The organism is Pseudomonas sp. H11T01 (genome assembly GCF_048515765.1).
Lineage (GTDB): Bacteria > Pseudomonadota > Gammaproteobacteria > Pseudomonadales > Pseudomonadaceae > Aquipseudomonas.
This window is the reverse complement of record NZ_JBLYED010000044.1, coordinates 1-21968: the sequence shown is the minus strand read 5'-3', so window position 1 is coordinate 21968 and position 21968 is coordinate 1. Positions and strand designations below refer to the sequence as shown.

The window sequence follows — 21968 nt, the reverse complement described above, 5'->3', positions numbered from 1 at the left end:
ACGCAGAGCGTCACAGGCTGCATTCCCACGCAGAGCGTGAGGAACGATCAGTGCAATCTTTTTTATTCCTAAAAAGAATAACAAAGTTAATTTTTATTATTTTCATATCTAAAAACACCGTCATATAGTCGCGCCGCAGGCGAATATGCCGAAAGACGCATAGGCTGCTTTCAGGCAGGATGTTGCAGTCGTCCAGATCCTGAGATTTGCCTTCTTTTCCACATGCATCTTCATAAGAAAACACAGGGGCTAGTCATGAATTTTTCCGCACTACGTCGAAATCTGCTTATCGGTTCGCTGGGTCTGGCACTCGGTGCCGGTCTGCTGGGGCAAGCGGTTGCCGGTGAGCAACTGCAAAAAATCAAGGACGCTGGCGTGATCAACGTCGGTCTGGAAGGCACCTATCCTCCGTTCAGTTTCGTCGATGCAAACGGCAAGCTGTCAGGCTTCGAAGTGGACTTCTCCGAGGCTCTGGCCAAAGAGCTGGGCGTGAAGGTCAAACTGCAGCCGACCAAATGGGACGGCATCCTCGCGGCGCTGGAATCCAAGCGTCTGGACGCAGTGATCAACCAGGTGACCATCTCCGAAGAGCGCAAGAAAAAGTACGACTTCTCTGAGCCCTACACCATCTCCGGGATTCAGGCCCTGACCCTGAAGAAGAACGAAGGCACCATCAAGACCGCCGCCGATCTGGCCGGCAAAAAGGTCGGTGTGGGCCTTGGCACCAACTACGAGCAGTGGCTCAAGGACAACGTCCCGCAAGCCATCATCAAGACTTACGACGATGATCCAACCAAGTACCAGGACCTGCGCGTAGGCCGCATTGATGCCATTCTGGTGGACCGTCTGGCGGCTCTCGAGCTGGTGAGTAAAGCCAAGGACACCGCGGTCTCCGGCGAACCCTTCTCCCGTCAGGAAGCCGGTATCGCACTGCGCAAAGGCGAGCCTGAACTGCTGGCGGCGGTGAACAAAGCGATCGAGAAACTGCGCGCCGACGGCACGCTGAAAAAAATCTCGGAAAAGTACTTCAACGCTGACGTCACTCAATAATGGAAGCATTGCACTTCCCGCAGCTCCAGGCGGCGCTGCAGCTTGCACTGGATTCCGCGCCCTTTCTGATCAAGGGCGCGTATTACACAGTGTTCCTCAGTCTGGGCGGGATGTTTTTCGGCCTGTTGCTGGGGTTTGGCCTGGCCTTGATGCGCCTTTCGCGCTTCAAGTCGGTGAGCTGGATCGCTCGTGTCTATGTGTCGTTCTTTCGCGGCACGCCGCTGCTGGTGCAATTGTTCGTGATCTATTACGGCTTGCCGCAATTGGGTATCGAACTTGATCCGCTACCGGCGGCGTTGATCGGCTTCTCGCTGAACATGGCCGCCTATGCCTGCGAAATCCTCCGTGCCGCGATCAGCTCGATCGAACGCGGCCAGTGGGAAGCTGCCGCCAGTATCGGCATGACGCGCGCGCAAACCTTGCGTCGGGCGATCCTGCCGCAAGCGGCGCGCACTGCTTTGCCGCCGCTGGGCAACAGCTTTATTTCGCTGGTCAAGGACACCGCGCTGGCGGCCACCATTCAGGTCCCGGAGTTATTCCGTCAGGCGCAGCTGATTACCGCCCGAACCTTTGAAATTTTCACCATGTATCTTGCCGCCGCACTGATCTACTGGATTCTGGCCAGCCTGCTCGCGCACCTGCAGAACCGTCTGGAAGAGCGGGTCAATCGGCACGACCAGGAGTCTTGAACGCATGATTGTGGTTGAAAAACTGACGAAGCAATTCAAAGGTCAGACGGTCCTCAATGGCATCGACCTGCGGGTTGAGGAAGGTGAGGTGGTCGCAATCATCGGGCCCAGCGGGTCGGGCAAAACGACCTTCCTGCGCTGCCTGAATTTTCTCGAAGAACCCACCAGTGGCCGGATCAAGGTTGGCGACATCGAGATTGATGGCAGCCGCCCCTTGAACCAGCAGCAAGGCCTGGTGCGCAGACTGCGCCAGCACGTGGGGTTCGTGTTCCAGAACTTCAACCTGTTCCCCCATCGCACGGCACTGGAAAACGTTATCGAAGGCCCGCTGGTGGTTAAAAAAATGCCTAAGGACAAAGCGGTCACCTTGGGCCGCGCGTTGATGGCCAAGGTCGGCCTGGCCGGCAAGGAAGACGCTTACCCGCGCAGACTTTCCGGTGGGCAGCAACAGCGTGTCGCGATTGCCCGGGCGCTGGCCATGGAGCCGGAGGTGATTCTGTTCGATGAACCCACCTCAGCTCTGGACCCGGAATTGGTGGGTGAAGTACTGGCGACCATTCGCGGTCTGGCCGAAGAGAAACGCACCATGGTGATTGTCACCCACGAAATGGGCTTTGCCCGGGATGTGGCCAACCGTGTGGTGTTTTTCGACAAAGGTGTGATCGTCGAGCAGGGAGAAGCCAAAGCGTTATTTGCCAACCCGAAAGAAGAGCGCACCCGACAGTTCCTCAGCAAGTTTCTTAATGATGGAAGTTCCAACATTTAATTCAACACTTCAGTAACTGCCTGCTTCCAGGGATGGGAGCGGCACCTGAACTATTAAAACCTGACAACAGGGTCACACACATACTTCCTGCAACATATTTGCTTCAAATACCCGCCTGCAAGCAAGCCCCATTAAAGTGGCTGAAACCTGTGAAAGCTCGATGAACAAAACTTAAGTTTTCACGGCAAAGTTCGTCAAAGGCATACGCTTTAATACTCTTGCAGAGTAGGACTTTTCTGAATAACCCGTCATTACAAATGTTCATCCCCCCATCCCTTGACACCACCTCAAGCACACTCTTATCTAGCTAAAAGTCGGCACCACACCTTTAACCCTCTTTTAGAACGAACGACTGCACCGCTCTATTCATTACGAGACAGGGTTGGTCCGTGTTCCCCAACACTCACCAACGTTGATCTTTCCGAAACGGATTTCGCTGTAATGTATCAAGGAGAACACCATGTTCCGCACCTCGAACAAATCCGAGCTTATCGCTCCCACCCTCCCTCACTCTCACAAACAGAGCATCAGTGTTACCACCGCCTCTCATTTGTTAATTGATATCCCACCTTATTCCGGCATGGACGAAGGTGACCTGATCGAGCTGTTCTGGAACAACTGCTATGTAGCGTCCAGAGTGCTCAACGTCACCGACGTCGGCCAGCCTGTCAGCCTGCGAGTACCGGAGAGCTTTATTCACAACGGCACTTCGCGAATCCACTATCGGGTCATGCAAGTTGGCCACGGTCCCGCGTTATCGGCCGCGAGACGGGTTCAGGTCAAACTCGACTGCCCAGGCGGGCAGCCATTGGAACTCTGCGGTGACGAAAACCAGGGACTTGAGCCGCTGGGTATCCCCGAGACGATCCGCCGCCAGGGGGTCAACCCCAACCAGATCAAACGCGGTGTACCACTGACCATAGAACCCTACCTGAACATGGCCGCCGAGGATGAGATCACCCTGCGTTGGGGCGACGTGCGCATGGACCTGCCCAAAGTCAAAGCCTGCGAGGTCGGCAAACCGATCAACGTTTGGGTGCCACCGGCGGTGATTCTGGAGGCTGGGGAAGACAACCAACTGGAAATCACCTACTGCATCCTCGACCGCGTAGGTAACAACTCGCGCTGGGCACCGGCCCGCAAACTGAAGATCGGTTGTGCCAACCCGTACAGCAAAATACCGGTTCGAACGGTGCTTAAAGCAGCCGAAACCAGACGCCACTGAGCTCACCCCCCCCGCCTGCTCCGGGACTATTGCTTCCGAGGCGGGGACAGTGACAGCGGACCTTCTATATATATTCCTAAAAGTTAGTTTATTAATTTTTTATACACGTTTAGGGTATATATACCGGACCACCGGACATTCTTGTTTTTGATTCGCCGCAGCTTTCGCGGCATTTCCATGAGATGTGAGGTAGGTATGGTCAGGAACACAATCACCCGAGTGCAGATCGCCAGGGCATTGCGTGCAGCCAAGGAGCGGCACTGATGTCTAATTTGGCAGATGCATTCGTCCAGAGTGATCTGGACATCGCCCCACTGTTGTTGCCCGCACGCGTCTTGCTTGACGACGCCCAAGCGTTACAAGCCGCCCATGAACTCGCTGACGTCGCCCGCCTGCAAGCATCGCGGCGCGACCAGCAGCGCAAGCTGCCCTGGTCAGAAATCGAGCAGTTCACTCGCAGCGGCCTGGGCAGTATTTCCATTCCCCGTGAGTTCGGCGGCCCGCAGGTTTCATTCGTTACCCTGGCTGAGGTGTTCGCGATTATTTCCGCGGCCGACCCGGCGCTGGGGCAAATCCCGCAAAACCAGTTCGGCATTCTCAACGTGCTGTTGGACAGCGCCACCGAGCGGCAAAAAAAGCAGCTGTTCCAGAGCGTTCTCGAAGGCTGGCGGATCGGTAATGCGGGGCCGGAGCGCGGCACCAAAAACACCCTTGAACTCAAAGCGCGGATAACCGCCGACGGTGACGGTTTCGTCATCAACGGTCAGAAGTTTTACTCCACCGGTGCCTTGTTCGCCCACTGGATTACCGTCAAAGCACTGAACGATGAAGGCAAGCAAGTCATGGCGTTTGTCCGCCGTGGCACGCCCGGCCTGCGCATCGTCGATGACTGGTCAGGCTTTGGCCAACGAACCACCGCTAGCGGCACCGTGCTGCTCAATAACGTCCCGGTCGAAGCCGAGCTGGTTGTGGACAACTGGCGGTTGAGCGAGATCCCGAACATTCAGGGCGCCGTGTCGCAATTGATTCAGGCCGCCATCGACGCCGGCATTGCCCGCGGGGCGATCGACGACAGCATCCGCTTTGTCCGCGAGCGCTCGCGGCCGTGGATCGACGCCAAGGTCGAACGCGCCAGTGATGACCTCTACGTGATCGCCGACATTGGCAAGCTGAAAATCGAACTGCACGCTGCCGAAGCATTGCTGCGCAAGGCTGGACAAGTGCTCGATCAGGTCAGAGCCGCACCGGTGACTGCCGAATCCGCTGCCCGCGCATCAATCGCCGTGGCCGAAGCCAAAGTGCTGACCACCGAGATCTCACTGCTGGCCAGCGAAAAGCTTTTCGAACTGGCCGGCAGTCGCGCAACCCTCGCCGAATTCAACCTCGACCGCCACTGGCGCAACGCTCGCGTCCACACCCTTCACGACCCGGTGCGCTGGAAGTACCACGCCGTGGGCGCCTATCACCTGAACGGCACTTTGCCGGCCCGGCACTCCTGGATCTGACGACCAGAATACTTTTGACCAGATCTCTGGAGAAACACATGACTTTTTCTCAACACGTCGCGGTCATCACCAGTGACGAACAAGCCCTGATCGTCGCCAGCGACCTGGCCGAAGATTTCAAACGCGACAGTGCCTTGCGTGATCGCGAACGCCGCCTGCCACTTCCGGAGCTGGAAGTGTTTTCACGCTCCGGCCTGTGGGGCATCAGTGTGCCAAAAGCCTACGGCGGTGCGGGTGTTTCCAACGTCACCCTGGCCAAGGTCATCGCCTTGATCGCTCAGGCCGATGCATCGCTGGGGCAGATCCCGCAGAACCATTTTTATGCGCTCGAAGTACTGCGGGTAAACGGCAGCTGCGAGCAGCAAAAACGCCTCTACACCGAAGTGTTGGCCGGCCAGCGTTTCGGGAATGCGCTGGCAGAACTGGGTACCAAAACCGCCCACGACCGCGTCACCAGCCTGATCCGCGACGGCGACGGTTATCGCATCAACGGTCGCAAGTTCTACTCGACCGGCGCCATTTACGCGCAACGCATTCCTACGTCTGTGGTGGATGCAAACGGCGTCCAGCAGCTGGCCTTCGTCTCTCGCAACAGCACAGGCCTGACCGTGATCGACGACTGGAGCGGCTTTGGCCAGCGCACCACCGGCAGCGGCTCGGTGGTGTTCGACAACGTGTATGTCGCGGCCGAGGATGTGATCCCGTTTCAAAGCGCCTTCGAGCGCCCGACCCCGGTTGGCCCGCTGGCGCAGATTCTCCATGCCGCCATCGACACCGGCATCGCCCGCGCCGCTTATGAAGACGCACTGCATTTTGTGCGAACCAAAACCCGGCCGTGGATTGATTCCGGCAACGACAAAGCCACTGAAGACCCATTGACCCTGAAGAGCTTCGGCCACTTGAGCATTCGCCTGCACGCCGCCGAAGCACTGCTGGAACGCGCCGGTGAGTTTCTCGACAAGGCTCAGGCTGAAACCAACGCCGAGACCGTCGCCGCTGCATCAATTGCCGTCGCCGAAGCCCGTGCCATCAGCACCGAAATCTCCCTGGCGGCCGGCAGCACCTTGTTCGAACTGGCTGGCAGCCAGGCAACCCTGGCCGAGCACGGTCTGGACCGACACTGGCGCAACGCCCGGGTACACACCCTGCACGACCCGGTGCGTTGGAAGTACCACGCGGTCGGCAACTACTACCTCAACGATGAAAATCCGCCGCTGCGGGGGACCATTTGATGAGCGAACAGTTGAAGACCAGAAAAAAGATCCTGCTCAATGCCTTCAACATGAACTGCATCGGGCACATCAACCATGGCCTGTGGACCCATCCACGGGACAATTCGACCCAATACAAAACCCTCGAGTACTGGACCGAACTGGCGCAACTGCTGGAGCGCGGGTTGTTTGACGGGTTGTTCATCGCCGACATTGTCGGCGTCTACGACGTGTATCAACACTCGGTGGAGGTGCCGCTCAAAGAGTCAATCCAGTTGCCGGTCAACGACCCGTTGCTACTGGTGTCGGCCATGGCTGCGGTGACCAAAAATCTCGGCTTCGGCCTGACCGCCAACCTGACCTACGAGCCGCCGTATCTGTTCGCCCGACGCCTGTCGACACTCGATCACCTGAGCCGCGGCCGGGTTGGCTGGAACATCGTCACCGGTTACCTCGACAGCGCCGCCAAGGCCATGGGCCTGACCGAACAGGTTGAGCACGACCGGCGCTATGACCAGGCCGATGAGTACCTGCAAGTGCTCTACAAACTCTGGGAAGGCAGCTGGGAAAACGACGCGGTGCTCAATGACCCGCAGCAGCGGATCTACGCGCAGCCGGACAAGGTCCACAAAGTCCGGCACCAGGGTGAGTTCTATCAGGTCGAGGGTTATCACCTCTGCGAGCCTTCGCCGCAACGCACGCCGGTGTTGTTCCAGGCAGGCAGTTCGGATCGAGGCTTGCAGTTCGCCGGGCGGCATGCCGAGTGCGTGTTTATCAGTGGGCAGAACAAGGCGTCGACCAAGGTGCAGGTGGACAAGGTCCGTGCCAGTGCCGCCCGGGCCGGTCGCAACCCGGCAGACATCAAGGTGTTCATGGGTCTCAACGTGATTGTTGGCGCCACTGAAACGCTTGCCTGGGCCAAACATGCCGAATACCTGAGCTACGCCAGTGCCGAGGCCGGCGTTGCGCATTTCGCCAGTTCAACAGGCATCGACTTCGCCGAATACGAGCTGGATGAGCCGATCCAGTACGTGAAAAGCAACGCCATCCAGTCCGCCACCAAGACCCTGCAAAACAACGACTGGACCCGGCGCAAATTGCTTGAACAACATGCCTTGGGCGGACGCTACATCACCTTGGTCGGCTCCCCTGAACAGGTCGCCGATGAACTGGAATCCTGGATCGCCGAAACCGGCCTGGACGGCTTCAACCTGACCCGCATCGTCACCCCGGAAAGCTATGTGGATTTCATTGAGCTGGTGATCCCGGAGCTGCAGCGCAGAGGGTCGTACAAGACCGCGTATGACACCGGCAGCCTGCGAGAAAAGCTGTTTCATGGGGAGGCGCATTTGCCAGAACAACACACCGGCGCCAGCTACCGCCACTAAAAGCTTCGCGGGCAAGCCCGCTCCCGCAGGGAATTGCGGCGCTCTTGTGGGAGCGGGCTTGCCCGCGAAGGCGCCAGACCAAACACCACAAATTCTATGCACTGACTGGAAACCCATCATGACTAAAAACCTCTTCACCCAACCAGTCAAAGCACTGGCCCTTGCCCTCGGACTCTTCAGCTCGGTCGCTTTTGCCGCCGATGCACCACTAAAAATCGGCACCACCGCTGCTTTCGCCATTCCGCTGGAGGCCGCCGTCATCGAGGCCGGTAAACAAGGCTTGAAAGTCGAACTGGTGGAATTCAGCGACTGGATCGCGCCCAACGTCAGTCTCGCCTCGGGCGATATCGACGTGAACTACTTCCAGCACATCCCGTTCCTGGAAAACGCCAAAGCCGCCGCAGGCTTCGATCTGGTGCCGTTTGCCCCGGGGATCATCAACAACGTCGGCCTCTATTCGAAGAAATACAAAAGCTTCGACGAACTGCCGCAAGGTGCCAGCGTTGCCATCGCCAACGACCCGATCAACAGCGGGCGTGGCTTGCAACTGCTGGCCAAGGCCGGGCTGATCACCCTCAAACCCGGGGTCGGCTACAAAGCCACCGAAGACGACATCATCGCCAACCCGAAGAAACTGAAAATCCTTCAGGTCGAAGCCGTACAACTGGTGCGCGCCTACGACGACGCTGACCTGGTGCAAGGTTACCCGGCCTATATCCGCCTGGCGAAAACCTTCGATGCCGAGTCCGCCTTGCTGTTCGACGGCCTTGATCACAAGGAATACGTGATCCAGTTCGTGATCCAGCCCAAGAGCAAAACCGATCCACGCCTGATCAAGTTCGTCGACATCTACCAGCACTCGCCGGTCGTCCGCGCAGCGTTGGATAAAGCGCACGGCAAGCTCTACCAAGCCGGTTGGGAAGGTTAAGGATGAGTGCAGCGAACGCCCGACTCAGGCTGGACGAGCAGCCACCACAGAATGCCGAACAGACCGAGCTACATCCCGAACTGAACCGCGCTCACGTGCGCTTTATTGGTCTGGGCAAGACCTATGAGGGCCAACAAGGCCCGGTGAACGCCCTGCACGGTATCGACCTGGCCATCCAGCGCGGTGAAGTGTTCGGCATCATCGGCCGCAGCGGCGCAGGCAAGTCGTCGCTGATCCGCACCATCAATCGTCTGGAACAGCCGAGCACCGGCCGGGTGCTGATCGATCATGTGGACATCGGTGAGTTCGATGAGGACCGGCTGGTCGCGTTGCGCCGACGCATCGGCATGATCTTCCAGCACTTCAATCTGATGTCGGCCAAGACCGTTTGGCAGAACGTCGAGTTGCCACTCAAGGTCGCCGGCGTGCCCAAGGAGCAACGCGAGCGCAAGGTCCGTGAACTGCTGGAATTGGTGGGTCTGCAAGACAAGCATAAAGCCTATCCGGCACAGCTTTCCGGTGGGCAAAAACAGCGCGTCGGGATCGCCCGGGCACTGGTCCATGACCCGGCGATCCTTTTGTGTGACGAAGCCACTTCGGCGCTGGACCCGGAGACCACTCAGTCGATTCTCGGCCTGCTGCGCGAGATCAATCAACGGCTCGGTCTGACCATCATTTTGATCACCCATGAGATGGCGGTGATCCGCGATATCTGTGATCGGGTGGTGGTGCTCGAACACGGGAAAATTGTCGAGCAAGGACCGGTCTGGGAAGTCTTTGGCAACCCGCAGCATGAGGTCAGTAAAACCTTGCTCGCACCCTTGCAACACGGCTTGCCGGACGAGCTGCAAAACCGCCTGCAAGCACAACCGCAGTCATCGGACGCCGCCGTCGTGCTGCGCCTGCGATTCACTGGCAGCACGACTGACGAGCCGGATCTGGCGGCGCTGTTCAGCGCCCTCGGTGGGCGGGTGCGCTTGCTGCAGGGCGGCGTTGAGCGGATTCAGGGGCATGCGTTAGGACAACTGTTGTTGGCGGTGAAAGGTTCCTCACTGGGCTCAGAAGAGTTACGCCAGCGCGCCACACAATGGGCACAACAGGTCGAGGTGCTGGGCTATGTGGTTTGATCGTTTACTTCAGGGCGTCATCGACACCTTCCTGATGGTCGGCGTGTCGTCGCTGATCGCGTTACTGGCGGGTATTCCGCTGGCAGTGATTCTGGTCACCAGCTCCAAGGGCGGTATCTACGAAGCACCGGCGTTGAACCGTGCGCTGGGTGCCTTCGTCAATCTGTTCCGCTCGATCCCGTTTTTGATTTTGATGGTCGCGCTGATTCCCTTCACCCGGCTGATCGTCGGCACCACTTATGGCGTGTGGGCGGCGGTGGTACCGCTGACTATCGCAGCCACGCCGTTCTTCGCACGCATCGCCGAAGTCAGCTTGCGCGAGGTTGACCATGGCCTGATCGAAGCTGCTCAGGCCATGGGGTGCCGGCGCTGGCATATCGTCTGGCATGTGTTGTTGCCAGAGGCGCTGCCGGGGATCGTCGGGGGGTTCACGATTACGTTGGTGACCATGATCAACTCATCGGCCATGGCCGGTGCAATCGGCGCGGGCGGGTTGGGTGATATCGCCTACCGATATGGGTATCAGCGGTTTGATAGCCAGGTGATGCTGACAGTGATTGTGCTGTTAGTGATTCTGGTGGCAGTGATTCAGCTGGGAGGGGATCGGTTGGCGCGGGGGTTGAATAAGCGGTGAGTTTGCCGGGAGGTCTGTGTCGTCTGTCATGACGCCATCGCGAGCAAGCCCGCTCCCACATTGAATTTTCGGTGTGTATGCAATGTGTGCCTGACGCAGATCTAGTGTGGGAGCGGGCTTGCTCGCGATCGAGTGCGGTGAGCACCTCAAAGGCACCGAGCGCGCCATGGTCTTTGCCGTATGGCATCTGCTAGAGATCGCCAAGGCCATGGTTGACCAGTCCATCGAGCACCTGGGGCCTCGCAGTAAGCCCGCAACAACCTGAAACTTGCAGCGACTGTTAGGCCGCCATCGCGCGCCAGCGGTCGACTGAACCTTGAGGTATATTCGGTGAACTCACCCTCGCCTGCGCAGCCCATCATGAAACTCGCCCCGACCGACCTCGAACAGATCACTTCTACCACCCTGGGCCACTACAACCAGGTGGCCGAGAGTTTCCGCGAAGGTACCCGCGATCATGACGTCAGCCAGAACATCGCCGCGCTGCTGCGGCATATTCAGGGGGATGCGCCGTTCACGATTCTCGACTTCGGCTGCGGCCCTGGGCGCGATCTGCAAACCTTTACTCGTATGGGCCACACAGCCATCGGTCTCGACGGCTCGGAACACCTTGCGCAAATGGCTCGCGAAGACAGCGGTTGCGAGGTCTGGCAGCAAGACTTTCTCAAACTCGATCTGCCTGCTGAATGCTTCGACGGAATTTTCGCCAATGCCTCGTTGTTTCATATCCCTCTTCAAGAACTGCCTCGAGTGCTGAAGCAACTGCACGCCACCTTGAAAGCGGGCGGCGTGCTGTTCAGCTCCAATCCGCGCGGGGAGAATCAGGAAGGCTGGAACGGTCCGCGTTATGGCGCGTATCACGATCTGGAGTCGTGGCGCGGGTTGTTGACTGAAGCGGGTTTTGTCGAGTTGGAGCATTACTACCGCCCGGCCGGACTGCCAAGGGAGCAGCAGCCCTGGCTGGCGAGTGTTTGGCGTAAGGTTTAAGAAAACACAGTGCTCATCGGCAATGGGGCTTATCCGTGAATGGACCTGTCAGCGCCCCAAATCGACCCGATACTCCGTCACTTTCCCACCCTCCTCAAACGCCGTAATGCTTTGCCCTTCATAAATTCTGCCTGCGACCTCTCGCCCTTGCGGATCAAAATTGGCCACCAGCCGCGTTCCATTGGCAAAGGTCGTCTGCTGCACCTGTCGGTCCACCGTCAGCCAACGAAATTCCGTCATCGCCTGGGTCGCGAGGCGCTCGTGTAACGGGCGGAAGAAGACGTCCTGACGCTGGATCAACGGCAGGCGCTGTTTCAGCGTGGCGGCGCTCAGGTGATAGAGCGGTGGGACGTTGTAGAGCAACTGGGTCAGCTCGTTTTCCGCTCGCACATTGCTTAGCTTCAGGCTGTCGAACAGCCAGTGATGAGTGGTGATCACCGAGCCGTGGAACACCGCTTGATACAGCGGCAGGCGCGTGGCCGGGTCGAAATGAACCGTGCGATAGGGTTCTTTGATCGGCACCGGTTTGAAGAACACGCTTGGCTGTTGCGATGGATACCAGTTACCCAGGTAGTACGGCGACTGCTTGTTCTTGCTCAGGTCCGGGTCGCCCCAACCAATAACCGGGGTCTGCATGCCATGGGCGAACAGAATGCCTTGGGCGGTGACGGCGTTACCGTCTTCGGAGCCCACCGGCAGCTTCAGGGTGTCGGTGATCCAGCGTGAAGCATCGATATTACCCGCGGCATTCTGTGCCTGGGTCATGCTGGCGCCGGGACGGTAGCTATCAAACAGCATGCTGGTGGCGTAGGCATCGAGAAACCAGCTGTTGAAGCCAGCCTTGGCCTGAACGGCCATGACCCGCGCCTCGAGCAAAGGTCGCACACACCGTGGGTCGGTGTAATGCCCGGACTGCTGGAAGCCGCGTTTAAACTCGCCGTTTTTCAAGACAATCGCGCAATCACGATTGGCCCTGGAGCCCAGATGAGCAGTGGTCCAGTCCAGGTTCTCACGGGCGGTTAACGCGGTTTCATAGGAGTCGTAAGGCGCCATTAGATAGCCGCCCACAACGCCGGCACGCACCGCCTCGGGATGCCAGAGGCCACCTTCCCAGCCTTCACCCAAACCTAACCACAAACGCGGCAAATGGGCCGCTTGCAGCTGTTTGATTGTTGCCAGGGACAAGGTACTTCCCCAGCGCTCAGGATTCGGCATGAGCGCGGCAGCGAACACGGTTGCGACTTCACTGCGCAGCTCACCGTAGCGGCCGGCAAGTTTTTGCATGTCAGGCTCTGTGGTCGGTTGCCAGCTTTCTCGAGCTTTTTTGTTCAGGGCGCTGTTGAGGCTGCGCAGCACCGTGGCTTGTTGATAGCGGTCGAAGGGCGGCTGAGCCTTGCTCAGAATTTGCGCGGCTTCGAGGTCCAGATAACCGCGCAGCTCGGTAGCCAATGTGCCCTTACCGCGCAATAACTCCACCAGTTGCGGCCAACTGCGCACATCGTCGGGCCCGAGCAGGTCGTTGCCCCACAGGTAGATATGGCTCGCTCCCAGCAATTTGTTGGCTTCAGGCGTTTTAAGCAATTTGTCGCTGAGGGTTTCATAGGCCCCGGTTTCGATCAGCCATTGTCGATAACGCTTGGCGCCGGCCAGAGGGTCGGCATCCCCCAGATACAGGCTGAAGGTCATCGGCGCCGTAGGGTCCAGCGAGGTGAACTCATGGCTGACGGTAAGCGCCAAGGCCTTGCCTTCGGCGCTCAATGTGAGGCGATTGTTGTAGGGATTGGTCATCAACCAGTTCAACGTGAATCCGCCGTGATCGACGCCCCACAGCGGCAGGCTCAGATCTTGGGTGGTGTTGAAATCGCCTTGATCCAGCAAGAATTTCTGCCACATCGGATTGCCGGTCGGCACGTAACGTCCTTCAGTCAGCGGCCAGATCAGCCCCTTGCCCATGGCGCTACCGGGTTGTTTGAGGAAGCTCAGCTCACCGGCGCTGCGGGCTCTAATCGAGAGGGAGAGTTCGCGTTGATCGAGCCGGGCGCTGAGGGTCCAGGCGCCGTCATCCCATTGCCAATCGGCTTGATCCGCAGTCGTTTCCAATCCACTGACGCGATGCGCCGTCACCCCAGCGCAAGCTTGCACTGCCGGGTTCTGAGCGGGCGTAACGCGAATCGCCAACGTCGCCGGATTGAGTTCGACGCGCCAGAGGTCGTTTTCCAGCACCGTGTTGGCCAGCGCCCATGGCGACAGCAGTAGTAAGCAAGCCAATAGGACGTAGCACAGACAGCGAGTGACAGGCGACATGAGCGGTCCCCTCTTGATTGAAGGGACGCAGGGTAAGTCAATCGAGGAGCAGGCGCGCCGGTACAGATTCTGAAAAGAACGCCAGATCATTCCCACACCATAGCGTGGGAATAATCATCTCTTCAGGCTGCCACTCTCTTCGGCTCCTTGATCTTGTACCAGGCCACGTACAGCGCAGGCAGGAACAACAGCGTCAGTAGCGTCGCGATAATGATGCCGCCGATCATTGCGTAGGCCATCGGCCCCCAGAACACTTCGCGAGCGATGGGGATCATGCCCAGGCTGGCAGCTGCGGCGGTGAGCAGGATCGGTCGACGGCGGTGTTCGGTGGCCTCAACCACTGCATCCCACGGCGCGTAGCCGTCGCGTTCATACGCATCGATCTGGGTCACCAGGATCACCGAGTTGCGGATGATGATGCCAATCAGCGCAAGGATCCCGAGAATTGCCACAAAGCCCATGGGCGTACCAGTAGGGATTAGCGCCAGTACCACGCCGATCAACCCCAGTGGCGCAACGCTGGCCACCAAAAACAACTTCTGTACGCTGTGCAGCTGAATCATCAGGAAGGTCGCCATCAGGAACAGCATCAGCGGCACGACTTTGGCGATCGGTCCTTGGGCCTTGCTGCTTTCCTCCACCGTGCCGCCGGTCGCCACCGAATAACCGACCGGTAAAGCAGCGGCGAACTTGTCGATGTCAGGCTTCAACTGCTTCACCAGATCGGTCGGCTGGATCGTGTCGCGCACCGCAGCCTTGATGGTGATGGTCGGTTTGCGGTCGCGGCGCCAGACCAAGGGTTGTTCAAGCTCATACCGCACGCTGGCAAATGCCAGCAGCGGAATCGAGGTGCCGCCCGGAGTGACGATCTGCAGGTTTTGCAGGGTTTCCGGCGTACCGCGTTCGGCATCTTCGGCACGACCAACCACGTTGATCAGGTAAATGTCGTCATGCACCTGGGTCACAGACACGCCGCTGACAATGCTGTTCATCAGGTTCGCCACGTCTGCAGACGACAGCCCCAATTGCCGCGCCTTGTCCTGGGCGATGTCGATGCGCAGGACTTTGCCCGGTTCATTCCAGTCATAAATCATCTCGCCGATGTGCGAGTTGTTGTCGAGCATCGTGGCCAGATCGATAGCGTGCTTACGCACCTGGTCGATGTCCTTGCCACTGACCCGATACTGGATCGGCCGCCCCACTGGCGGGCCCATTTCCAGCGCTTGAACAAAGCTGCCGACACCGACGAAATCTTCGCGCAGGCGTTTGTTCAAGCGTTGCATCAGTGCGGTGCGCTCTTCCAGGCCTTTGCTGACGATCACCAGTTGCGCGTAGTAGGGGTTCTGCAACTGCTGGTCCAAAGGCAGGTAGAAACGAATCGCGCCCTCGCCGATGTAGGTGCTCCAGCGGACGATGTCCGGGTCATCTTTTAACGTCGCTTCGAGGCGATCGACCGCCAGACGGGTTTCGTTGATCGAGGCGTTTTGCGGCAGGTTCAGGTCCACCAGAATTTCCGGGCGGTCCGAAGACGGGAAAAACTGGTTCTGCACAAAACCCATGGAGAACACCGAGAGCACGAACAGCAGCACGGTGATACCGATCGCCCACCAGCGATTGCGCAGGCTCCACAGCAGCCCGCCATTGAAGGCCCGACCGATGCGCCCAGGCTCTGCCGAATGGGGTTTCACGTTGGTGCTGAGGATGTGCACGCCGATCACCGGGGCGAACAGCACCGCGACAACCCACGACACCAGCATCGCAACGGCGATGACCGCGAACAGGGTGAAGGTGTATTCACCGGCGGAGCTGGCGTTCAAACCGATGGGCACGAAGCCGGCCACCGTCACCAACGTACCGGTAAGCATCGGGAATGCAGTCGTGGTGTAGGCGAAGGTCGCCGCCTGCTCCTTGGTCTCGCCTTTTTCCAGGCGCGTCACCATCATCTCGACGGTAATCATCGCGTCGTCCACCAGCAAGCCGAGGGCAATGATCAAGGCACCGAGGGAAATCCGCTGCATGGTGATGCCGCTGTATTCCATGAAGACGAAGACCATCGCCAGCACCAGCGGAATAGAGCAGGCCACCACCAGCCCGGCACGCACGCCAAGGCTGACGAAACTGACGATCAGCACGATCACCACGGCTTCAAACAAGGCGCGGGTAAAGCCACCGACCGCCACTTCTACCACTTCGGCCTGATCGGACACCTTGTGTACGCCGATGCCCACTGGCAAATCGGCGGTGAGGCTCTCCATACGCGCGTGCAGAGCGTTGCCGAAAGCCTGAATATTGCCGCCCTTTTTCATGGCAATGGCCAGGCCGATGGCCGGCTGACCGTTGAAACGGAACATCGGTGTCGCCGGGTCGACATAGCCACGGCTGATCTCGGCAATGTCGGCCAGCCGATAGAAGCGGTCGTTGAGTCGCAGGTTAACGTTGGCCAGGTCTTTCTCTGACGCAAACTGCCCCGAGGTGCGCACTGAGATACGTTCGGGACCGGCTTCAATTACCCCGGCCGGGGTCACGGCGTTTTGCGATTGCAGGCTTTGCACCACCTGACGCTGATCGATGCCCAGCGCCGCGAGTTTACGGGTGGAGAAGTTCAGATAGAGCACTTCATTCTGCTCGCCGATCATTTCCACTTTGCCCAGGTTCGGCACTTCGCGGATCTCGGCGCGCACTTGTTCCACGTAGTCGCGCAACTGACGCATGGTCAGGCCGTCGGCGGTGAAGGCGTACACCGAGCCGAAAACGTCGCCGAATTCGTCGTTGAAGGCCGGTCCTTGCAGGCCCTGAGGAAAACTGCCGCGAATGTCGTTGATCTTTTTACGCACCTGGTACCAGATCTCGGGGATGTCCTTGGCACTGGTGGTGTCGCGCAGGAACACGAATACCGTGGATTCGCCCGGACGGGTGTAGCTTTTCACGTAGTCGAGGGAGTCGAGTTCTTCGAGTTTTTTCTCGATTCGGTCGGTGACCTGTTTGAGGGTTTCTTCCTGGGTTGCACCGGGCCAACGGGTCTGGATCACCATGGTCTTGATGGTAAACGACGGATCTTCCTCGCGACCGAGGTTCATGTACGAGAACACGCCCATCAGCAACGCGACGAACATCAGGTACCAGACAAAGGACTGATGCTTGAGGGCCCATTCGGATAAGTTGAAACTCCCTTTCATCGCGGGCTGTCCTCGTCGATTTTAACTTTCTGCCCCGGTTTGAGGCTGTTCACACCCGCACTGACCACCCGCTCACCCGCCTTGACCCCGCCGGCCAGGACAACCGTGCTGTCATCCCGGCTGAGCAGCGTCACGTCACGGGGCGAAACGGTTTGCGTTTGGGTATCGATGACCCAGATCCGGCTCTTGCCGTCGACTTCCTGCACGGCGCTGACCGGCAGTTCGATGCGCGGCTCGATGGCCGAACTGAGGGTCACGCTGATGGCCGTCCCCAAGCGAAACCCCGGCGGCGTCTCGGCCAGGGTCAAGCGCGCACGCCGGGTGCGGGTCGCGCTTTGCGCCTGGGGTTCGATTTCGCGCACGGTGGCGGTGGTATTGATGCTCGGGTCGAGCTGAGCGGCCACTTTGAACACCACGTCGGCGGGCAGTCGTTCGGCCAGGGTCGCGGGCAGGTCAATGACCGCTTCCTTGATGTCCGGTCGCGCCAGGGTCACCACTTGCTGACCAGCGCTGACCACCTGCCCGGCTTCGGCATTCCAGGCCGTGACGATGGCCGCGTGGTCGGTACGCAGCTCGCTGTAATTGAGCTGATCGCGGGCCTGGCTGACCGCAGCCTTGGCTTGTTCCAGCGAGGCACTGGTGGTTTTCAGATCAGTCTGGGCGATGTCCAGCTGCGCCTGAGCGCCGACCCCGCGGTCGAACAGTTCCTGCTGACGCCGGGCGTTGGCCTGGGCGTTGATCCATTGCGCCTCGATCCGTGACAGATCGCCCTGACTGGCGCGCAACTGGTTCTGTTGATCGGTCGGGTCGAGGGTCGCGAGCAAGGCGCCCTTCTCGACCTCACTGCCAACATCGACGTTGCGGCTGGCAATCCGTCCCGACACCCGGAAGCCGAGGTTGCTTTCAAACCGCGCCTGAATGTTCCCGGCGAAACGTCCGAGGTCTTCTTGCGATTCGGACTGGACCTCAATGGACAGCACCGGGCGTACCGGCGCAGGCGGCGGCTCTTTTTTTGAGCAGGCGGCGAGCAGTACACCAGCCGACAACAGCACGAGCAGGCGCTTCATGGCTGGGCTCCTGTAGGCTTCGTGGCGATCTCCACCAACATTCCGGGATGCAGCAGCTGCCCACCGGCCGTCACGACTTTTTCGCCACCGTTCAGGCCCTCGCTGATGATCACTTTGCCGGTCAGGTAGCGGGCGACCTTGACCGTGTGCAGCTGCGCCTTGCCGTCGCCGTCCACCAGCCATACAGCCGGTTCGCTGAGGTTCTTGGTCAAAGCCGCCCACGGCAGCTCGACGGCGGATTTGCCCGGCGTCTTGGCCGTGGCGCTGACCACCGATCCCAACTGCATGCCCGCCGGCAGCTCGCTCAACGTCACCTTGACCTGCACCGTGCCGGTTTGCGCGGAAACCGCTGGGGTGATTTCCCGGACCGTGCCGGTGGCCTTGATCCTCGGGTTGTCGAGCAGACTGACCACCACTGTTTTGTCCGTCGGTGGCTCAACCAACAGCGACTCGTAGACGTTGAACACGGCGTCACGCTCGCCGTCCCGGGCCAGGCTGAAAATCGGCACGGTGGCCTGCACCACTTGCCCGACTTCGGCCTGACGCGCAGTGATCACTCCCGGCGCGTCGGCGATCAGTGAGGTGTAGCTGAGTTGTTCGCGGGCATTGGCCAACTGCGCCTGAGCGGCGGTCAAGGCACTCTGGCTACTGTGCAACGCGGCTTGGGCGGCGTCGTATTCGCTCTGGCTGGTGTAGCCCTTGGGCAAAAGTTTCTGTTGGCGGACGAACGCCGCACTGGTCTGCTTGACCCGCGCCTGTTCCGCAACCACCTGCGCCTGGGCTGAGTCGACGTTGGTTTGCAGGTCTTTCGGATCGAGTTTGGCCAACACCTGCCTGGCCGAAACCCGGTCACCGACATCGACCATACGCTGGATGATCTTGCCGCCGACACGAAACGACAACTCGGTCTGGACCCTGGCCTGGACATCGCCGGTGAGCGTCACCGACGCCGCGAAATCAGCGGGCTGCACCTCCTGCACAAACACCCGCGGATGCAGGCGCTCAACGGGCTTTTTATCGCCGCACGCGGTCAATAGCGCAACGAAACTCAGACAAACAACCCACTTCAATCCGGGACCAGCCATGCAGACTCCTTTGCGTGATAGGGGCGGACAGTGACGATACGCCTGTGAGCTTAGAACAGGGTTCCAGAGGTATGCGGTGATAAAAGCACACTTTGTGGCGAGGGTGCTTGCTCGTGTTCGGCTCAGTCCGCGTTCGGGCGCGGCAGCCGTAACCGATTGATACGATTTATCTGAAAGGCTCGCGATGGCTGGTTTAGGGCCGCTTAGCGCCCCAGCGCGATCAGCTCGCTCACCACAAGGGATCACAGCGTCGCTGGCAATCAGGCAAGCTGCCGGGCCATGCAGCAGGAAACCCACGATGCTCAAAACCCTCGCGGTGGCCAATTACCGCTCGATCAATAAATTGGTGATCCCGCTAGAACGGTTGAATGTGATTACCGGCCCTAATGGCAGCGGCAAGTCCAACCTGTATCGCGCCTTGCGACTGCTGGCTGAGACGGCGCAAGGTGGCGTAATCAATGCGCTGGCTCGTGAGGGTGGGCTGGATTCAACTTTTTGGGCGGGGCCAGAAAACCTCTCGCGACGTATGCGAAACGGAGAAGTGCCGATTCAAGGCGGGCCCCGGCAAAACGCCGTGCGTCTGCGCCTGGGTTTTGCGGCAGAAGACTTCAGCTACGCCATTGCTTTGGGTTTACCCAAATCGCTCCCGGAACACGTCTCGTACTTCTCTCTGGATCCGGAAATCAAACGCGAATGCATCTGGGCAGGCCCGTTTTATCGCCCCGCCAGCCTTCTGGTCAATCGTGCCGGTGCCATGATCAGCGCTCGCGAAGGCCGAAGCTGGGACGTGCTCGCGCAACACACGCCAACTTTCGACAGCCTGTTCGATCAGGTCGGCAGCCTGCGCTCTTCACCGGAAGTGTTGTTGCTGCGCGAGACCATTCGCGGCTGGCGTTTTTATGACCACTTTCGCAGCGATGCCGAGGCCCCCGCGCGCCAACCGCAATTGGGCACCCGCACACCGGTGTTGCATCACGACGGGCGCGACCTCGCCGCCGCGTTGCAAACCATCCGCGAAATCGGTGACCCAGAGGCGTTGCAGACAGCCGTTAGCGACGCATTCCCCGGCGCGACCCTAAATATCGCACCGCTGCAAGGCGGCAGGTTTGCCATCGAGTTTTATCAGGAAGGGTTGTTGCGGCCGCTGTCGGCTGCCGAACTGTCGGATGGAACGCTACGTTATTTGCTGCTGGTCGCCGCGTTGCTAACCCCGCGTCCGCCGACCTTGATGGTGCTGAACGAACCGGAAACCAGCCTGCACCCGGACCTGTTGCCCGCCCTGGCGCGGCTGATCATCCGTGCCTCGGAAAACTGCCAAGTGTGGGTGGTGTCCCACGCCAGCCGTTTGATCGCGGCGTTGCAGCAGGACCCGGAGTGCAACTCAATCGTGCTGGAGAAAAACTTCGGTCAGACCGAAATCGTTGGGCAGGGGATGCTGGATGAGCCTGCGTGGCATTGGCCGGATTGAGGGCATCGGCATGGGGGACATCGGGAGATGTTGTGTACTCCCCACTAAAGTGTATTGCGGCGAATTCTTTTGCTGCTCTTAAAAATTTCAGGTTGCCTGTTCGCCAAAGGATTTTTCAAAGGCCCGACTTTCTCCCTGCTGTGGGCTGCCTCCCATGCACCTGCCTTGTTCAACCTATGCGCACGAAAGCTATAAGCCACCGAAATGCCTGTGGGAACAAAGGACAGCACGCTCAGCGCGGCCATTGCGATGAGCAGAGGATCCTGAGCGGAATTATCGGGATCAGTGGCGTTCATGACAGATCTCGTGAGCCCAACCCCGGCACCGAAAAAACCCAGAGCCGCTCCCACTCCCCCTGAATATACGGCCACTTTTGAAGCGGCTGCAGACGCGGTAACGCTCGTAGTTTTCAAGCCCGCAAATGAAACCCCCATCGCGAACAACCCTACGCCTCCAGAAACTAAACCTAGAGCATTCAGCGCTACGAACATCCATGGCTGCCAGGCTTCTCGCCCTGTCGGATCGCTGAAATTCACCGGATCTCCCAGACAATACGCATATGGATTCAATCCGCCCCGACCAAACGGGCTCAATCTGTCCGGGCTATTGAAACGCATCAACACCGGGTTGAACGCCCGATGGCCGTTGCCCAGCAGATAGTGTCCGGTCACCGGGTCCGGGCGCTCGCCGTTGAAACCGAGGAGGCTGCTCAGGTCGCTTTCAGCGCGTCGATGGCCGTAAGGTGAATAGACTTTTTGCCGGCGTTGAACCCCGTCGATGGCGTGCAGGACTGAACGTTGCTGATCGGTGGCCAGCAACTGGCTGTCGACCTCATCATCGTGTCGCTGCTGCAGAGCGAGCAATTGAGAGCCTTGCTGGAACACGGTCCGCGACGTCTGCCCCTGAAGCTCAGTGGCCAGGCGAGCGATATTATAAAACCGTTGCACCTGTTCTTGCTCTGAGGGCACAAGCCCGGTCAACCGATCCAGTGCGTCGTAGACGTAACGGCACAAAAGCGTTTCCGGCAGTTCCATGACCTGATCCTTCGGGTGAAGAAGGCTCAGATTGCACGGATATTGGCCCGTCGACTACCTAGCAGAACTGCTAGGTCAGCGCTTGATCAGGGGATACTGGATGAACCGGCATGACATTGGCCGGATTGAGACTTGCCGAATTGCCTGTTTTTCTTACAGCGCTACCCTTCATTCCTTACTGCGAACTTTTTTGACCTGCGGTACGTGTCAAGGTACCTGTCGCCTTAGTACTGCTGCGGCTAACCCAGAACGCCCTTAACTTCAGGGCGCTCTGGGTTCAAATACACCGCATCTGCCAACTTCCAGTTGCGTGTCCTGGTACTC

At 59.1% G+C, this 21968-nt stretch carries 17 protein-coding genes and 1 pseudogene; 13 read left to right on the top strand and 5 right to left on the bottom strand.

The window, feature by feature from the left end; all coding sequences use genetic code 11:
• Positions 1-255 precede the first annotated feature (255 nt).
• The 12 genes and pseudogenes from tcyJ (at position 256) to ACN1C3_RS32050 (ending at position 11510) form a co-directional block, all read left to right on the top strand.
• Positions 256-1050 (top strand): cystine ABC transporter substrate-binding protein, encoded by a 795-nt coding sequence (tcyJ, locus tag ACN1C3_RS32105; RefSeq protein ID WP_419119750.1) that lies wholly within the window; start codon positions 256-258, stop codon positions 1048-1050.
• Positions 1050-1739, top strand: a complete 690-nt coding sequence (tcyL, locus tag ACN1C3_RS32100; protein ID WP_419119749.1) for a cystine ABC transporter permease — start codon at positions 1050-1052, stop codon at positions 1737-1739. The genes tcyJ and tcyL overlap by 1 nt, the downstream gene beginning before the upstream one ends.
• 4 nt (positions 1740-1743) lie before the next feature.
• Positions 1744-2505 (top strand): L-cystine ABC transporter ATP-binding protein TcyN, encoded by a 762-nt coding sequence (gene tcyN, locus ACN1C3_RS32095; protein WP_419119748.1) that lies wholly within the window; start codon positions 1744-1746, stop codon positions 2503-2505.
• Between the two features lie 460 nt (positions 2506-2965).
• Positions 2966-3730, top strand: a complete 765-nt coding sequence (locus ACN1C3_RS32090; RefSeq protein ID WP_419119747.1) for a hypothetical protein — start codon at positions 2966-2968, stop codon at positions 3728-3730.
• 263 nt (positions 3731-3993) lie between these two features.
• On the top strand, positions 3994-5235 hold the full coding sequence (locus tag ACN1C3_RS32085; protein ID WP_419119746.1) for an SfnB family sulfur acquisition oxidoreductase: 1242 nt from the start codon (positions 3994-3996) through the stop codon (positions 5233-5235).
• A 38-nt stretch (positions 5236-5273) separates the two neighbouring features.
• Positions 5274-6467, top strand: a complete 1194-nt coding sequence (locus ACN1C3_RS32080; protein WP_419119745.1) for an SfnB family sulfur acquisition oxidoreductase — start codon at positions 5274-5276, stop codon at positions 6465-6467.
• Complete coding sequence (locus tag ACN1C3_RS32075) at positions 6467-7834, top strand: LLM class flavin-dependent oxidoreductase (protein WP_419119744.1); 1368 nt, start codon at positions 6467-6469, stop codon at positions 7832-7834. Before ACN1C3_RS32080 ends, ACN1C3_RS32075 begins: the two co-directional genes overlap by 1 nt.
• 118 nt (positions 7835-7952) lie before the next feature.
• On the top strand, positions 7953-8762 hold the full coding sequence (locus ACN1C3_RS32070; protein WP_419119743.1) for a MetQ/NlpA family ABC transporter substrate-binding protein: 810 nt from the start codon (positions 7953-7955) through the stop codon (positions 8760-8762).
• Positions 8763-8764: 2 nt separating this feature from the next.
• Positions 8765-9889 carry a methionine ABC transporter ATP-binding protein gene (locus tag ACN1C3_RS32065; protein WP_419119742.1) on the top strand — a complete coding sequence of 375 codons (1125 nt, stop codon included), beginning with the start codon at positions 8765-8767 and terminating at the stop codon, positions 9887-9889.
• A complete protein-coding gene (locus tag ACN1C3_RS32060; RefSeq protein ID WP_419119741.1) occupies positions 9879-10523 on the top strand; it encodes a methionine ABC transporter permease in 645 nt (214 codons plus the stop codon). Before ACN1C3_RS32065 ends, ACN1C3_RS32060 begins: the two co-directional genes overlap by 11 nt.
• A gap of 112 nt (positions 10524-10635) precedes the next feature.
• Positions 10636-10788 (top strand): annotated as a pseudogene (locus tag ACN1C3_RS32055) (DUF6124 family protein); the annotation flags it as partial.
• Positions 10789-10883: 95 nt separating this feature from the next.
• The gene (locus ACN1C3_RS32050) at positions 10884-11510 is read left to right on the top strand and encodes a class I SAM-dependent methyltransferase (protein ID WP_419119740.1); all 627 of its coding nucleotides are present in this window, start codon (positions 10884-10886) and stop codon (positions 11508-11510) included.
• 48 nt (positions 11511-11558) lie between these two features.
• Here the strand turns inward: ACN1C3_RS32050 and ACN1C3_RS32045 are convergent, their stop codons facing one another.
• The 4 genes from ACN1C3_RS32045 to ACN1C3_RS32030 form a co-directional block, all read right to left on the bottom strand.
• Positions 11559-13814 carry a glycoside hydrolase gene (locus ACN1C3_RS32045; protein ID WP_419119739.1) on the bottom strand — a complete coding sequence of 752 codons (2256 nt, stop codon included), beginning with the start codon at positions 13812-13814 and terminating at the stop codon, positions 11559-11561.
• Between the two features lie 122 nt (positions 13815-13936).
• On the bottom strand, positions 13937-16990 hold the full coding sequence (locus ACN1C3_RS32040) for an efflux RND transporter permease subunit (RefSeq protein ID WP_419119737.1): 3054 nt from the start codon (positions 16988-16990) through the stop codon (positions 13937-13939).
• Complete coding sequence (locus ACN1C3_RS32035) at positions 16987-18057, bottom strand: efflux RND transporter periplasmic adaptor subunit (protein WP_419119736.1); 1071 nt, start codon at positions 18055-18057, stop codon at positions 16987-16989. Before ACN1C3_RS32035 ends, ACN1C3_RS32040 begins: the two co-directional genes overlap by 4 nt.
• On the bottom strand, positions 18054-19142 hold the full coding sequence (locus ACN1C3_RS32030) for an efflux RND transporter periplasmic adaptor subunit (protein WP_419119735.1): 1089 nt from the start codon (positions 19140-19142) through the stop codon (positions 18054-18056). Before ACN1C3_RS32030 ends, ACN1C3_RS32035 begins: the two co-directional genes overlap by 4 nt.
• Before the next feature lie 298 nt (positions 19143-19440).
• On the opposite strand from ACN1C3_RS32030, the gene ACN1C3_RS32025 reads away from it, so the two are divergent.
• Entirely contained in the window at positions 19441-20610 is a 1170-nt protein-coding gene (locus tag ACN1C3_RS32025) for an AAA family ATPase (RefSeq protein WP_419119734.1), read from the top strand.
• A 44-nt stretch (positions 20611-20654) separates the two neighbouring features.
• On the opposite strand, the gene ACN1C3_RS32020 is transcribed toward ACN1C3_RS32025, so the two are convergent.
• Positions 20655-21644, bottom strand: coding sequence for an RHS repeat-associated core domain-containing protein (locus ACN1C3_RS32020; RefSeq protein ID WP_419119733.1), 990 nt, complete (start codon positions 21642-21644; stop codon positions 20655-20657).
• Between the last annotated feature and the right edge of the window lie 324 nt (positions 21645-21968).

Excerpts from the sequence above, each read along its gene's own strand:
- tcyL (WP_419119749.1), top strand. The coding sequence starts at position 1,050 with ATGGAAGCATTGCACTTCCCGCAGCTCCAGGCGGCGCTGCAGCTTGCA.
- ACN1C3_RS32080 (WP_419119745.1), top strand. The coding sequence starts at position 5,274 with ATGACTTTTTCTCAACACGTCGCGGTCATCACCAGTGACGAACAAGCC.
- ACN1C3_RS32075 (WP_419119744.1), top strand. The coding sequence starts at position 6,467 with ATGAGCGAACAGTTGAAGACCAGAAAAAAGATCCTGCTCAATGCCTTC.
- ACN1C3_RS32040 (WP_419119737.1), bottom strand. The coding sequence starts at position 16,990 with ATGAAAGGGAGTTTCAACTTATCCGAATGGGCCCTCAAGCATCAGTCC.
- ACN1C3_RS32030 (WP_419119735.1), bottom strand. The coding sequence starts at position 19,142 with ATGGCTGGTCCCGGATTGAAGTGGGTTGTTTGTCTGAGTTTCGTTGCG.
- ACN1C3_RS32020 (WP_419119733.1), bottom strand. The coding sequence starts at position 21,644 with ATGGAACTGCCGGAAACGCTTTTGTGCCGTTACGTCTACGACGCACTG.
- ACN1C3_RS32085 (WP_419119746.1), top strand. The coding sequence starts at position 3,994 with ATGTCTAATTTGGCAGATGCATTCGTCCAGAGTGATCTGGACATCGCC.
- ACN1C3_RS32035 (WP_419119736.1), bottom strand. The coding sequence starts at position 18,057 with ATGAAGCGCCTGCTCGTGCTGTTGTCGGCTGGTGTACTGCTCGCCGCC.
- tcyJ (WP_419119750.1), top strand. The coding sequence starts at position 256 with ATGAATTTTTCCGCACTACGTCGAAATCTGCTTATCGGTTCGCTGGGT.
- ACN1C3_RS32050 (WP_419119740.1), top strand. The coding sequence starts at position 10,884 with ATGAAACTCGCCCCGACCGACCTCGAACAGATCACTTCTACCACCCTG.
- ACN1C3_RS32045 (WP_419119739.1), bottom strand. The coding sequence starts at position 13,814 with ATGTCGCCTGTCACTCGCTGTCTGTGCTACGTCCTATTGGCTTGCTTA.
- ACN1C3_RS32070 (WP_419119743.1), top strand. The coding sequence starts at position 7,953 with ATGACTAAAAACCTCTTCACCCAACCAGTCAAAGCACTGGCCCTTGCC.
- ACN1C3_RS32090 (WP_419119747.1), top strand. The coding sequence starts at position 2,966 with ATGTTCCGCACCTCGAACAAATCCGAGCTTATCGCTCCCACCCTCCCT.
- ACN1C3_RS32065 (WP_419119742.1), top strand. The coding sequence starts at position 8,765 with ATGAGTGCAGCGAACGCCCGACTCAGGCTGGACGAGCAGCCACCACAG.
- tcyN (WP_419119748.1), top strand. The coding sequence starts at position 1,744 with ATGATTGTGGTTGAAAAACTGACGAAGCAATTCAAAGGTCAGACGGTC.
- ACN1C3_RS32025 (WP_419119734.1), top strand. The coding sequence starts at position 19,441 with ATGCTCAAAACCCTCGCGGTGGCCAATTACCGCTCGATCAATAAATTG.
- ACN1C3_RS32060 (WP_419119741.1), top strand. The coding sequence starts at position 9,879 with ATGTGGTTTGATCGTTTACTTCAGGGCGTCATCGACACCTTCCTGATG.